A 13,568-nucleotide genomic window follows, 5' to 3' on the forward strand; every position below is an offset into this window, starting at 1 on the left:
GGCGCCCCGCCACTCTCGCATGGGGATTGTGCCCCGCGCCACAGTCCGGCGGCCCCGTTCAGGACGCGCGTTCGGCCAGCCCCAGCGCGTAGTCCGGGTACCACTGCCCGGCCTCCGGCTCGCCCGCGCGGCACGCGCCGTCGGACTCCCCGGGGCGCTTGACCCACAACAGCGCGTCGACCAGCGGGTGGCCCGCGTCCAGGGTCGGCGCGGCCCCCAGCGCGCGGTCGGGCGGGTTGCAGAAGCTCGGAGCGCCGTCGATGTCGCCCTGGGGCGGGGCGCCCGCACCGTTGCGGCTGGTGTCGACGACGAACCGCGCGCCGTCGAGCCGCTCGGAGAGCTCCGTGCCGAACTCGACGTTGACCTCCGTCGAGCGGAAGTTGGCGACGTTGAGCGAGAAGCCGTCGGCCCGGTCGATGCCGGAGCGGCGCAGCGCCTCGGCGAGGGCGTCGACGTCGGAGATGAATCCGGGGTTGCCCGCGTCGAGGTAGACGGTGGCGCCCGCGTCCTTGAGGGTGTCGATCGCCGAGCCGAGCAGTTCGTAGCGCTCGTCGCGCAACGCGCCGTCGACGCAGCCGGACAGCTCGTGGGGCACCGCGTCGGGCTCCAGGACCACGGTGGCGTCACTGTCGCGGATCGTGTCGGCGAGCAGGTCGACCCACTCGAGATAGGAGTCGCCGTCACCCGCTCCACCAGCGGAGAAGCTGCCGCAGTCGCGGTGCGGGATGTTGTAGGCCACGAGCAGCGGCCGGGCGTCCGCCGCCTCCGCCCGCTCCACGTAGTCGGCGACCTCCACCCGCACCTGCTCGGTGTCTCCGGTCGCCCACAGCGGGAACGGCTGGTCGGAGATCCGGCGGATCAGCTCGGCGTCGTCGGTGCGTCCCTCGGCCTCCCACCGCGTCACCTGGGCGGCGGCCTCCGACGCGGGGTCGACGTAGAACCCGGACGGGGCCGACACCGCGGCGGGCGCCGTCGCGGGCGGCTCCACGGCCGTCGAGCACCCGCCGAGCAGCACCGCCCCGAGGAGCAGCGCGGTCAGGCCGCCTGGCGTCCTCATGTCACCTGCACCCATCTCGCGACCGACGGCGTGCCCTGGTCGTCGACGAGGAACAGCATGTAGAAGCCCGGCGGCGCCAGGGTGGCCTCGGCCGGGACGGCCAGCCCGAGTGTCCCGTCCGGTCGCTTCTCCACGTCGAGGGCGACGGAGCGCTGCTCCAGGTCCGTGACGTGGGTCGCGGCACTCGGACGGATCAGCCGGGCGCGGTCGATCCGCTCCGCGTCCGGCGTGGCGACCGTCATGGTCTCGCCCAGCGCGACGGCGGCCGGCGCGTCGGTGATCTCCGGGCGCTCCCCCCGGAACATGTACGGCGGGGTGAAGATCTCCAGGCGGTGCTCGAAGTCGGCGTCGCGGGTGTTGAGGACGTCGGAGAACAGCGCGTCGCCGCCCATCACGATCACCTGCCCGTTGGGCAGCAGGATGCCCGCGGAGTGGTAGTCACGGCCCACCGACGACTCCGCGACCGGGCGGATCGTGTTCGACGACGGCGTGTAGAGGCTGGCCTCGAAGATGTGGCTCTGCCCCTTGCCCCGGTAGTCCCGCGAGCCGCCGGCGATGAGGATCTCGTCGGTCGGCAGCGTCACGACGTTGGGGTAGCGCGTGGGCTCGGGCAGGTCCGGGCCCGGGGTGTAGGCGGGCTGTTCGGCCGTGAGGTCGATGACGTCGGTGCGCGCGGTGGACAGCGGCGACTCCCCCACCCCACCCCCACCGACGACGAGCATCCGCTGGTCCTGCACCGGACCGGCCCACACCGACCCGGAGGTCTCGACGAGGTCGGGGTCGCGCAGGCCCGGAACGGGCGCGAACGTGTTGTCCGCCAGGTTCCAGAGCCCGGGCTCGCGGCCCTGCTGCGCCGGGCCGTAGCCGGTGGTCGATCCGGAGTAGAACAGCTGGTCGGGCTGCGCGGTCTGGAACAGCGCCGGGTAGGACGGGAAGTAGCGGCGCAGGTCCGGCCGCTCGGTCCACACCTGCGTGACCGGGTCGTAGGTCTCGTTCTGCCCGTCCAGGATCTGGCCGAGCCCGTCGAGGCCCGACACCGAGAGCACCGTGCCGTCGGAGAGCGGCGTCAGGCTCGGGTACCAGCGCTTGTGCACCATGTCCCCGACCTGCACGTACTCCTCGGTCACGGGGTCGAACTCGTAGGAGTCGGCGATCCCCTGGTAGTCCTGCTTGTCCAGGTTCATCGCCTCGGCCAGGCCGTAGAGGTTCTGCGCGTCCTCACCGGCCAGGCCGGTGATGACGTACTTGGACGGGTCCGCGGTGACCCCGGGAGCCCCCTCGACCACGGACTCGACCCACACCTCGCTCTCGCTGGCGGTCACCGTCGCCGAGCCGTCGCGCTCGATCACCTTCGACGCCGCCGGCACGGTGAACGCGCTCGTCGCGCGGTAGGTCCGGCCGTCCGGGGAGACGAACTCGGTGCCCTCGGGGAAGTCGCGCGCGGCCGCCGGGGACTCGTTCTTCACGCGCATCGCGCCCGCCGCGAGCGTGACGTCGCCCTCGAGCACCTCGTAGCGCTGTGTGCCGCCCGCGACGAGCAGGTTGCCGTCGGGGAGGAACGCGTGGCCGCCGCAGAACAGGTCGGCCGGGGTGAGCACCAGGCGCGCCTGCCCGGTGGCCGGGTCGTAGAGCAGGCTCTTGAACGTGCCGGCGTCGAACTGAGCGCGGTCGTTGCCGGACCCGGCGATGATCAGCACCTTGCCGGTGGGGAGCAGCGCGGCGTGGATCGCGTTGATCTGCAGGCCCTCCGGCAGCTCGACGACGTCCCAGTGGCCGAACTCGGCCTTGTACCCCGGGCTGTCGATGAGCTGCTGGTGACGGATCTCCGTGACGAACGCGATGGCGGGCGGGACGTTCACCGCGATCAGCACGGTCGGCGCCAGGATGATCGTGAGGATCCGCCCGCGCCGGGTGATCGCGGACAGGGTTCTGCGCAGCAGGCGCCTCACGTCGGGTCGCTCCTCGTCTCGGTGCCGTCGGGGCGGGGTCGGGGGGTGGGCGCGACGCGGGGGACCACCGGCAGCCCGCCGGGCGGGGCCTGCTGGTCGCGCACCGGAGGTTCGACGTAGGGCCGCGGCTGCACGGGCCGCGAGCCCACGGGCACACCGGGCCGGGGGGCCTCGCGCTGCGCGGGCGGGCCGTCGTGGCGCGCCGGAGGTCGGGCCGGGTCGTGCCGCATCGGCGGCCGCGGGGCGGGCGGCAGGCCCGGCCGCGCGTGGTCCGGCTGCAGCGGCACCCGCACCGGACCGCCGGGGCCCCGCATCGGCGGCCGCGGGGCTGGTCCCGTCCACGGCGCCGGCGGCTGCGGGCCGGCCGCTGCGGTGTCCGGCCTCCGGGGTTCGGGCGTGCGAGGAGCGGTCTCGCGCAGGTCCGGCTTGCGGGCATCGGGCTTGCGGGGCTCGATCGGCACACCCCGCAGCGACGTGCGGGGCGGCTCGTCGCCGGCGTCCGGGTCGTCGTCGAGGTCGTCGGGACGGACCGCGTTGGCGAGCACGACCGGGTCGGCGTCCACCGCGGCGTCGACGACCTCGGCCCCGGTCGCGACGCTTCGCGTGACGTCGGCGTTGAGCCACCACAGCGCCACCGGTGCGAGGCTGATCAGCAGCGCGAGCGCGGGCCACATCATGACCTCGAGGTTCGCGTAGCCCAGCACGACCGAACCGGCGAGCGCGACGCCGAGCAGGGCCGTCCACTGCAGGTGCCGGCGGAAGGTGATCAGCCGGTCGCGGGTGGCGGCGTCGCTCTTGGGCGTGACGACGAACTTCGCGGGCCGCCGCAGCAGGGTCGCGATCAGCGAGCTCGCGTAGATCGGCGACGAGATGACCGACATCGCCATCCCGCGCACGCCCGGCGAGTTCTCCTCCTCGTACGGGCTGACGTTGTAGCGCCGGTTGCGGATGTAGACCCACAGCTGGAACGCGGTGGCGTCGATGTAGAGCGCGAGCCACAGCTGCGGTGGGACGACGATGCCGGAGACGCCCATCGTCAGGTAGAGGACGGCGTTGACGCCGCCGAGGATCCAGCCCGCCGCCATCGACGGGTAGAACGTCGTGATGAGGAGGTAGTGCAGGGTCCGGCCGGGGGTGAGCCGGCGCAGCCGCTTCCAGAACGGGCCGGAGAGGATCTCGAAGGTGCCCCGCGACCACCGCAGCTGCTGGGAGAAGTAGTCGCTCCAGGACGACGGTCCCTCGCCGACCGCGACGACGTCGGGGGTGTAGACCGACTTCCATTTCGCCCCGGTCACGGGGTTGCGGCGGGAGTGGATCGCGAGCCCCGTCGCCATGTCCTCGGTGATGGAGTCGGCGAACCCGCCGATGCAGACCAGAGCGTCGATCCGGATCGCGTTGTTCGTGCCGACGAGCATCGGGGACTCGTACGCGTTGGCCGCGCGCTGGATCACGCTGTGGAACGGGAACTGCTGGCTCTCCGCACCCTTGGTGACGAAGTTGTCGACGTTCGCGTAGCACTGCGGTCCGACGACGAACGCGACGTCGGGGTCGCGGAAGTAGCCGAGCATCCGCTGCGCGTAGTTGGGCAGCGGCACGTGGTCGGGGTCGACGGAGAGGAAGACCTCGTAGCGGTGGCCGTAGCGGTCGACCCAGGCGTTGTAGTTGCCGTGCTTGGTCTTCGCCTTGAAGTGGCCGGTCGGCTGGTTGTACTCGGGGATCCCCCGCCGGGTGAAGTGCCGGACGCCCTCGGCGCGGCACATCTCCTTCACGGCCGGGTCGTCGCCCTCGTCGAGCAGCCACACGTGGAACACGCCGTCATGGCGGATGCGGCGCGCGGCGTGCACCGTTGCGCGGACCATCTCCAACGGTTCCTTGCCCGGCACGATCGTGGTGAGGAACGCGACGCGCAGGCGGGGGTCCGGGCGCACCGGGATCGGGTCGCGCGCGAGCATCGAGGCCAGCGACAGCGAGAACACGTTGACCAGCCGCAGCCCCTCCACCAGAGCGATGGAGGCGATGACGAAGACGTTCGCGGCCACGGTCCACGGCCGCGTCGTGTCGATGTCCGGCGTGTGCGAGGGCTGCAGGAGCCAGTAGACGAAAGCCGCCTCGAACGCCACGTTGAGCGTGATGATCAACAGCGACACCAGCCACGAGCGACGGCCCGACGACGCGTGCACCCCGCGGAAACGGACCCGGTAACCCGGCCCCGCCTCCGTGATCTCCCCCGAGAGCTGGCTGAAATCGCGGACGGCGAACGCACCGGTCTCCGGGCCGATGGTCGGACTGTCGTGCACGCAACTACCCCCGATGGACTTCACTCACGAGCGTGATCGTGGCGGCAGCCGGAGCCTGTTACACAACACAAGGTGACGACAACTCCGCCGGTTCGGTCGATCCGGCCGGACGCGTAGCTCGACCAGGTGACATCGGAGCAGGTTGCGTCGACCCCGCGTGATGATCCCCACACATGGGTCGGCCCCCGCACCGCAACGGTGCGAGGGCCGATCGGGGGAAGGCGGCTCTACTTCGTGAGCAGCGCCCGGGTCGCGGTCTCGACGCGCTCGCCGATCTCCTTGTCGACGTTGCGCCAGTACTCGAACGCGCGGACCAGGACGGGCTCGGAGACGCCGTCGGCGAGGTGACCGGAGACGTTCTCGACGAAGCGTGCGCGCTCCTCGTCGTCCCACACGTCGCGGACCAGCGTGCCGGCCTGGCCCCAGTCGTCGTCGTCGGGACGGAGCGTGTACGCGGTGCGCACCATCTCGCCGTCGGAGTACCAGGTTCCGCCGTCGTCGGTCCGCGACGGGTCGGCCTGCGGGCCGCCGTAGGAGTTCGGCGCGTACACCGGGTCGGCGACCGGGGTGATCCGCATCGCGCCGTCCTTGGAATAGCTGTGGACGGGCGAGATCGGGGCGTTGACCGGGATCTGCTTGTAGTTGACCCCGAGCCGGGCGCGGTGCGCGTCGGAGTAGGAGAACCCGCGGGCCAGCAGCATCTTGTCCGGCGAGAGGCCGGTGCCGGGCACGAGGTTGTTCGGCTCGAACGCCGCCTGCTCGACCTGGGAGTGGTAGTCGGTGACGTTGCGGTTGAGCTGCAGCGTCCCGACCTCGATCAGCGGGTAGTCGGCGTGCGGCCACACCTTGGTGAGGTCGAACGGGTTGTAGCGGTAGGTCTTCGCGTCCTCGAACGGCATGATCTGCATCTTCAGCGTCCAGGACGGGAAGTCGCCGGCCTCGAGCGAGTCGTAGAGGTCGCGCTGGTGGGCGTCGCCGTCCTTGCCCGCGAGGTCGTCGGCCTCGTCCTGCGTCAGGTGCTCGACGCCCTGGTCGGTCTTGAAGTGGTACTTGACCCAGAACTTCTCGCCCTCGGCGTTGATCCACATGTAGGTGTGGCTCGAGTAGCCGTTCATGTGACGCCACGTCTTCGGGATGCCCCGGTCGCCCATCAGCCAGGTGACCTGGTGCGCCGACTCCGGCACGAGCGTCCAGAAGTCCCACTGCATGTCGTGGTCGCGCAGGTTGTTGGCCGCGCGGCGCTTCTGGCTGCGGATGAAGTGCTGGAACTTCATCGGGTCGCGCAGGAAGAAGACCGGGGTGTTGTTGCCGACCAGGTCGAGGTTGCCCTCGGTGGTGTAGAGCTTGAGCGAGAAGCCGCGGGGGTCGCGCCAGGTGTCGGGGCTGCCCCGCTCACCCGCCACGGTCGAGAAGCGCATGACGGCCTCGGTCACGGTGCCCGGCTGGAACACCGCGGCCCGGGTGTACGCGCTGACGTCCTGGGTCACGGTGAACGTGCCGAACGCGCCACCGCCCTTCGCGTGCGGCTGGCGCTCCGGGATGCGCTCCCGGTTGAAGTTCGCCATCTGCTCGATCAGGTAGTGGTCGTTGAGGACCAACGGCCCGTCGGGTCCGACGGAGAGCGAGTGCTCGTCGCTGGCCACGGGGGCCCCGCCGTCGGTGGTGGTGGCCGGCCTCTGGCTTGCCGTCACGGGTGACTCCTTGCTGTGGTGGGGGGTATGACGCCCGGCTATCGCGGAGTGCTCGCCCTGCCCGGCGTCGCCCCGCTGATGACCGTATCGCTCCTCGCCCGGGTACCCGCCTCGGCCGCGGCGATAACGTTGACGCTGCATGTGGTCCTCACCCTCGACCTCGGCTACGCGGCCGCGGGGGCGGTCGGGGCGGCGTCCACGATCGGTATGGCGATCGGCGCGCCGACGCTCGGGCGCTTCGTCGACCGTCGCGGGTTGCGCACCATGCTGGCCGTCACGACCGCCGCCGCGGCCGTGTTCTGGTCGGTGGCGCCGTACCTGACCTACCCGACCCTGCTGGTGGGGGCGTTCCTGGGCGGCCTGCTCGCGTTCCCGGTGTACTCGATCATCCGGCAGGCACTGGCGTCGGCGGTCCCCGAGGGCAGCAGGCGGCCCGCCTTCGCGCTCGACTCCATGTCGGTGGAGGTGTCGTACATCATCGGGCCGGCGGTCGGGTCGCTGCTGGTGGTGACGCTGTCCAGCCCCGTCGCGATGGCGGTGGTCGGCGCCGGCTGGGTGGCCACGGGCCTCGCGTTCTGGGTGCTGGACCCGCCGACCCGCACGGGCACGGCCGAGCCCGGCGAGCGCCCGCCATCCGTCCGGACGTGGCTCGACCGGTGGCTGGTGGCGGCCCTGCTGGGCACCGCCGCCACCGTGCTGCTCCTCTTCGGCACCGAGCTCTCGGTGATCGCGAGCGTGCAGGGCGTCGGACCGGTGTACGCCATCGCGCTCGCCGCGGGGTCGGAGCGCGTGTCCGTGCTCGCCCCGGAACCGGCTCGCGGCGTCGTCACCGGGCTGCACGGATCGGCCACCACGCTGGGCGCGGCCGCGGGCACGCCGCTGGCCGGTCTGCTGATCGACACCGCCTCCCCCGCCGTCGCGATCGTGGTGGTCGGGGTCGTCGGAGCGGCACTGGCCGGGGTCGCGGCACTGCTCGGCCGTCGGGTGCCGGCGGCCCTGTGACGATCCCGTGGAGATCCCGTGCGGATCGGGCCCGACCCCCGTCATCGGACGGGCGGCACGGGCACACTCGACGGGGATGAGTCACGCACCCGCTCCCGCCCGGCCCACGGGAACGCTCCCGCTCCGGGTAGTGGGGTACGCGGTCTCCGCGGCGGTGGTGCTCGGGCTGGCCCTGCTCCTCGTGCCCGACCTGCTCGGCCTCGACGTACGCACGCCGTTCGCGCAGATCGTCGCGTTCCGCCCGGCCGTGCTGGCGGTCACGACCGCGGTGCTCGCCGTGCCGCTCGCCGTCCTGCTGCTCACCCGCCGGGCTCTCCCGCTCGCCGTCGGCGTGCTGGCGGTGCTCCTGCTCGCGGCGAGCACGCTGCCCGCCCGCGCGATCGCCGGGAGCGCGGGCGACGGACCGGCGCTGACGGTGCTCGCCGTCAACGTCTACGAGGGCGGGGCCGACGTGGCGGACGTCGCCGCGCTGATCGCCGCCGAGCAGCCGGACCTGGTGTCGATCCCGGAGGCCGGTCCGCGCTTCCGCGAGCGGCTGGCCCCGCTGGTGGAGCCCCTGGGCTACCGGTCCTACGGCTCCACCGACAGCGGCCCCGACGTGTCGGGCGTCAGCGCGCTGGCCCGCACCCGCCTCGGCGAGCTCACCGCGACCGTCGACGGCGGGACGTCGGAGGCGTCGGTGGTGCTCACCGGCGGAGCGCTGGGCGCGCTGCGGTTCGTGGCGTTCCACTCCGCAGCCCCGACACCCGGTCGGGTGCCGCAGTGGGCCGCCGACCAGGCGCACGTGGCCACCTGGTGCGCGGGTCCGACGCCCGCCGTGGTCGCCGGCGACTTCAACGCCTCCCTCGACCACTCCCCGTTCCGGGCGGGCACCGCGGGCTGCGGTGACGCCGCCGAGCAGGCGGGCGCCGGCCTCGTCGGCACCTGGCCGTCCGCCGCCCCGCGCCTGCTCGGTACCCAGATCGACCATGTGGTCGCCACCGACGGCATCACCGCGGAGTCGTTCACGGTCCATGACGTGACCGGAAGCGACCACCGGGCCGTGGTGACCCGGCTCCGGCTCCCTCTCTAGAGGGTCGCGGCCACCGTCTCGGCGATCTCGTAGGTGTTCAGCGCCGCGCCCTTGCGGAGGTTGTCGCCGCAGACGAACAGCTCCAGGGTGTCGGGGAAGTCCAGCGCCTGCCGGATCCGCCCGACGACCGTCGGGTCGCCGCCCACCGCGTCGGCCGGCGTCGGCCACTCGCCCGCGGCCGGGTCGTCGCGCAGCACGATCGTCGGCTGGGCGCCGAGGACCTTGTGCGCGGCCTCGACCGTGACCTCGCGGGAGAACGTGGCGTGCACCGCGAGCGAGTGCGTCGTGACCACGGGCACGCGCACGCAGGTGGCCGACACCTTGAGGTCGGGGATGCCGAGGATCTTGCGCGACTCGTTGCGCACCTTGAGCTCCTCGGAACTCCAGCCGCCGTCCTTGAGCGAACCCGCCCACGGCACGACGTTGAGCGCGAGGGGCGCCGGGAACGGCGACTCGTCGGGCAGGTCGGCCAGCGCCTCGGCGACGTCGCCGCTGCGCGAGCCGAGGTCCTTGCCCGCGACCGCGGACAGCTCGGCCTGCAGGCGGTCGATCCCGCCCTGGCCCGCCCCCGAGGCCGCCTGGTACGACGAGACGACCAGCGCGGTGAGGCCGAACTCGCGGTGCAGCGCGCCCATCGCGGCCATCATCGACAGCGTCGTGCAGTTGGGGTTCGCGATGATCCCCTTCGGCCGGTTCGCGGCCTCGTCGGCGTTGACCTCGGGCACCACCAGCGGCACCTCGGGGTCCATCCGGAACGCACCGGAGTTGTCGACGGCGACCGCACCGCGGGACGCGGCGACCGGCGCCCACTCGGCACTGACCTCGTCGGGCACGTCGAACAGCGCGATGTCCACGCCGTCGAAGACCTCGGGCTCCAGCAGCCGGACCGTGACGTCCTCGCCGCGGACCTTCAGCACCTTGCCCGCCGAGCGGGCCGAGGCGACGAGCCGGATCTCCGACCACGGCACGCTCTCGCGCGCATCGATGATCTCGATCATCGTGGAACCCACCGCGCCGGTGGCACCCACGATCGCCAGAACCGTCATCGCTCTCCCTCACTGCGCTCGGTCGGCACTGCCCGGACGCGCGGTGTCGATGGATCGCTCGCACGCTCGCTCATCGCCCGGTCCCCCCGTGCACGACGGCCTGCTCGCTGCCGCCGAGGTCGAACGCCTTGTGCAGGGCCTGGACCGCGTCGTCGAGCTGGTCGACCCGGCAGATCACCGAGATCCGGATCTCCGAGGTGTTCATCGTCTCGATGTTCACTCCGGCCTCGGACAGGGCCTCGCAGAAGGTGGCGGTGACGCCGGGGTGGTTGCGCATCCCGGCCCCGATCAGCGACACCTTCCCGACCTCCTCGTCGTGCAGGATCTCGGCGAACCCGATCTCCGGCTGCACCGCGGTGAGCGCGGCGACCGCGCGGGCGCCGTCGGTGCGCGGCAGCGAGAACGTGATGTCGGTGAGCCGGTCGGAGGTGCGGCTGACGTTCTGCAGCACCATGTCGATGTTGATCTCGGCGTCGGCGACGGTCCGGAAGATCCGTGCCGCCATGCCGGGGTTGTCCGGAACGTCGGTCACGGTGATCTTCGCTTCGGACCGGTCGTGCGCGACCCCGGTGATGATCGCGTTCTCCAAGGGGATCTCCTCGATCGAGCCGGTGACGAGCGAGCCCGGCTTGTCGGTGTACGAGCTGCGCACCCGCAGCGGGACGTTGTAGCGCCGGGCGTACTCGACGGCGCGCAGGTGCAGCACCTTCGCCCCGCACGCGGCCATCTCCAGCATCTCCTCGTAGGTGATCTGGTCGATCAGCTGCGCGTCGCCGACGATGCGCGGGTCGGCGGAGAAGATGCCGTCGACGTCGGTGTAGATCTCGCAGACGTCGGCGTGCAGCGCGGCGGCGAGGGCGACGGCGGTGGTGTCGGAGCCGCCCCGGCCCAGCGTCGTGACGTCCTTGGAGTCCTGGCTGACGCCCTGGAACCCGGCGACCAGCACGATCGAGCCCTCGTCGAGGGCCTCGCGCAACCGCTGCGGGTTGACGTTCACGATGCGCGCGTCGCCGTGCTTGGAGGTGGTGACCATCCCGGCCTGCGACCCCGTGAACGACCGCGCCTCCACACCCAGCGCGTGGATCGCCATGGCCAGAAGGGCGTTGGACATGCGCTCGCCCGCGGTCAGCAGCATGTCGAGCTCGCGCGGCGGGGGCGCGGGCGACACCTGCTCGGCGAGGTCGAGGAGTTCGTCGGTGGTGTCACCCATCGCCGAGGCGACGACGACGACGTCGTGACCCTCCTTGTGCGTCCGGACGATCCGTTCCGCGACCTTCTTGATGCGGTCCGCGTCCTGGACGGATGATCCGCCGTACTTCTGCACGACGAGGGCCACGCCGACCTCCTGTAACCGGCACGGCGGGAACTCCGCGCCCGTGGGCTCATCGCCCGTGAGGGCGCTGGTCGGGTGTTGACAGTACCGGCACGCGGTGGCGGGGCCGATCGAGATGACTGACGCCACAGGCCGTCCCTCATCAAAATCGATGACGGAACCGGTAGGAGTGCAACACGGAGCGTGATCCTCGCGATGGAGGGCCGGTGGACGAAACCCGCGCCCACCGCCCTGCTCATCGTGGAGTGCCCGTGCGTTCACCCCTGCCCCGTCTCCTCCGCCGGACGACCCGGGCCGGCACCGCCGTCGCGGTCGCCGCCACCGTCCTCGCCGGGCTGGCGATCGGCGCCGGTACCGCGTCCGCGGCGAGCACCGTCCGCGTGTCCGACGCCGACATCACCCAGGTGTGCAGCGCGACCACTCCGCTGTGCGAGTCCAGGCGCGACGGCGGCAGCGCGACCGTCGTCGACGACGTCCGGGCCGAGTCCGGAACCGGCTACCTACGCATCGACACCCCGGCGGGCAACGACAAGGCCACGGTCTCCACCACGGCCTTCGCGGGGCGGAAGCTCTCCGAGATCACCGCGCTCGAGTACCGGACGCTGGTCGAGCAGGTGGGCACCGGCAACGCGCAGCAGGCCCCCGCCCTCAACGTCGGGATCACCACCTCGCAGGGCTTCACCACGCTGGTCTGGGAGCCCCTCTACACAGCCCCGGTCGTCTCCGGCACCTGGCAGCGTTGGTCCCCGTCAACCAGCAACGGCGGCTGGTGGGCGAGTGGAGACCTCACCGCGACGGGTGCACCCAACAAGTACGGCTTCGCCACGTACACCGCGACGTTCGCCGAGGTGAAGGCCGCGCAGGGTGACGCGACGGTCGGTCTCGTCAGCGTCAACCAGGGCGGCGGCAACCCCGGCCTGCGGGCGGGCGTCGACCTGCTCTCCGTCAACGACACCACCTACGACTTCGACAACCCCGTGGTGGCGAGCACCATCGCCGCGACCGACGGCGGCGGCCAGTCCGCCGAGGTCGGCAGGGCGTTCGCCCGGCCCCTCACCGCGACCGTCACGGGCGCCGGCGCCCCGGCACCGAACGCACCCGTCACGTTCGCCGTGACGGGCGGCAGCGCCGCCTTCGGGACGTCGGCCACCGCGAGCACGACGACCAACGCCTCCGGGGTCGCCGTCAGCCCGACGCTGACCGCGGGCGCCACCGCGGGCCCGGTCACGGTGACGGCCACCAGCGGCGCCCTGACGACGACCTACGCCCTGACCGTCACCCCCGCCCCGGTGGTGGGCCCCGCCCGTGCCGACGTCTCCGTCGCGCTCACGGCACCGGCCACGGCGCGGCAGGGCGCGACGTTCACCGCGACCCTGACGGTGCGCAACGCCGGGCCGGCCACAGCGACCTCCGTCGCCTCGGGCGTCACGGTGCCCAAGGGCCTGCGGATCACCGCGGGCGGCGGTGGGATCGTCGCCCGCGACGGGCGGGCCGTCGCGTTCGTGACGCCGTCGGTCGCCTCGGGGGCGACCGTGACCTACACCGTCACCGTCGCCGTCGACCGGGGCGTGCGTGGGACGCAGACGCTGGCCGCGGCCGGGACCTCGCTGCGGGTCGCCGACCCGAACCTGCGCAACAACGCCGCCACGGCGCGGACCACCACGAGTTGATTCCCCGCGGGTGGCCGGTGGCCGGTCACCGACCGGGCGGCCGGCCGCCGGCTCAGCCCGCGCGGCGGATCAGGCGGACGACGACCGTGGTGATCGCGAACCAGATGATCGCGGCGGTGCCGTAGTTCAGGACCACGCCGAGCTTGGGCTCCGCGGGCTGGAACAGGTCCGAGAGCCCGAGGTCGAACGTGTTCGCCAGGTCCGTGACCAGCGTGGTGAGCCCGTTCTCGGGGTTCGCGTCCAGGAGCGTGAGGACGATGAACACGACCAGGACGAGCACGACGGCCATCCCGATGATCCGCAGGACGTTCGCGAGGGCGTCGATGCCCCGCCGCGCCGTGGTTCCCGTTGCCACTTGTGCCCCACCCTCGTTGCCGTCGACCGGTTGGCGGCCATGGTGACAGAACGCCGGATCCCGACCCTACTCATAGGTATCACCCGATCGGGTGAT

General features: G+C 72.3%; 10 protein-coding genes. 3 read left to right on the plus strand and 7 right to left on the minus strand.

Annotation, left to right across the window (positions count from 1 at the left end; genetic code table 11):
• Positions 1-58: 58 nt before the first annotated feature.
• The 4 genes from I4I81_RS22460 to I4I81_RS22475 form a co-directional block, all read right to left on the minus strand.
• Positions 59-1,057, minus strand: a complete 999-nt coding sequence (locus I4I81_RS22460) for a glycoside hydrolase family 6 protein (protein ID WP_218605753.1) — start codon at positions 1,055-1,057, stop codon at positions 59-61.
• The gene (gene glxA / locus I4I81_RS22465) at positions 1,054-3,006 is read right to left on the minus strand and encodes a radical copper oxidase GlxA (RefSeq protein ID WP_226363512.1); all 1,953 of its coding nucleotides are present in this window, start codon (positions 3,004-3,006) and stop codon (positions 1,054-1,056) included. Before glxA ends, I4I81_RS22460 begins: the two co-directional genes overlap by 4 nt.
• Positions 3,003-5,303, minus strand: coding sequence for a glycosyltransferase family 2 protein (locus I4I81_RS22470; RefSeq protein ID WP_218616309.1), 2,301 nt, complete (start codon positions 5,301-5,303; stop codon positions 3,003-3,005). The genes glxA and I4I81_RS22470 overlap by 4 nt, the downstream gene beginning before the upstream one ends.
• Positions 5,304-5,530: 227 nt before the next feature.
• Positions 5,531-6,994, minus strand: coding sequence for a catalase (locus I4I81_RS22475; protein WP_226363513.1), 1,464 nt, complete (start codon positions 6,992-6,994; stop codon positions 5,531-5,533).
• 27 nt (positions 6,995-7,021) lie between these two features.
• Between I4I81_RS22475 and I4I81_RS22480 the strand changes: the two genes are divergently transcribed.
• Together I4I81_RS22480 and I4I81_RS22485 are read left to right on the plus strand one after the other, a co-directional pair.
• Entirely contained in the window at positions 7,022-7,996 is a 975-nt protein-coding gene (locus I4I81_RS22480; protein ID WP_225924661.1) for an MFS transporter, read from the plus strand.
• 76 nt (positions 7,997-8,072) lie between these two features.
• The gene (locus I4I81_RS22485) at positions 8,073-9,068 is read left to right on the plus strand and encodes an endonuclease/exonuclease/phosphatase family protein (RefSeq protein WP_218605326.1); all 996 of its coding nucleotides are present in this window, start codon (positions 8,073-8,075) and stop codon (positions 9,066-9,068) included.
• Here the strand turns inward: I4I81_RS22485 and I4I81_RS22490 are convergent.
• On the minus strand, positions 9,065-10,114 hold the full coding sequence (locus I4I81_RS22490; protein WP_218616310.1) for an aspartate-semialdehyde dehydrogenase: 1,050 nt from the start codon (positions 10,112-10,114) through the stop codon (positions 9,065-9,067). The two genes, I4I81_RS22485 and I4I81_RS22490, sit on opposite strands and share 4 nt — an antisense overlap.
• Before the next feature lie 70 nt (positions 10,115-10,184).
• Positions 10,185-11,450, minus strand: a complete 1,266-nt coding sequence (locus I4I81_RS22495) for an aspartate kinase (RefSeq protein WP_218606149.1) — start codon at positions 11,448-11,450, stop codon at positions 10,185-10,187.
• A 248-nt stretch (positions 11,451-11,698) separates the two neighbouring features.
• Between I4I81_RS22495 and I4I81_RS31250 the strand changes: the two genes are divergently transcribed.
• On the plus strand, positions 11,699-13,117 hold the full coding sequence (locus tag I4I81_RS31250) for a DUF11 domain-containing protein (protein ID WP_218616311.1): 1,419 nt from the start codon (positions 11,699-11,701) through the stop codon (positions 13,115-13,117).
• A 52-nt stretch (positions 13,118-13,169) separates the two neighbouring features.
• Here I4I81_RS31250 and I4I81_RS22505 read toward each other — a convergent pair whose 3' ends face one another.
• The gene (locus tag I4I81_RS22505; RefSeq protein ID WP_218600947.1) at positions 13,170-13,472 is read right to left on the minus strand and encodes a hypothetical protein; all 303 of its coding nucleotides are present in this window, start codon (positions 13,470-13,472) and stop codon (positions 13,170-13,172) included.
• Positions 13,473-13,568: the final 96 nt, after the last annotated feature.

Source organism: Pseudonocardia abyssalis, assembly GCF_019263705.2.
GTDB lineage: Bacteria > Actinomycetota > Actinomycetes > Mycobacteriales > Pseudonocardiaceae > Pseudonocardia > Pseudonocardia abyssalis.

Excerpts from the sequence above, each read along its gene's own strand:
- I4I81_RS22460 (WP_218605753.1), bottom strand. The coding sequence starts at position 1,057 with ATGAGGACGCCAGGCGGCCTGACCGCGCTGCTCCTCGGGGCGGTGCTG.
- I4I81_RS22480 (WP_225924661.1), top strand. The coding sequence starts at position 7,022 with ATGACGCCCGGCTATCGCGGAGTGCTCGCCCTGCCCGGCGTCGCCCCG.
- I4I81_RS22485 (WP_218605326.1), top strand. The coding sequence starts at position 8,073 with ATGAGTCACGCACCCGCTCCCGCCCGGCCCACGGGAACGCTCCCGCTC.
- I4I81_RS22490 (WP_218616310.1), bottom strand. The coding sequence starts at position 10,114 with ATGACGGTTCTGGCGATCGTGGGTGCCACCGGCGCGGTGGGTTCCACG.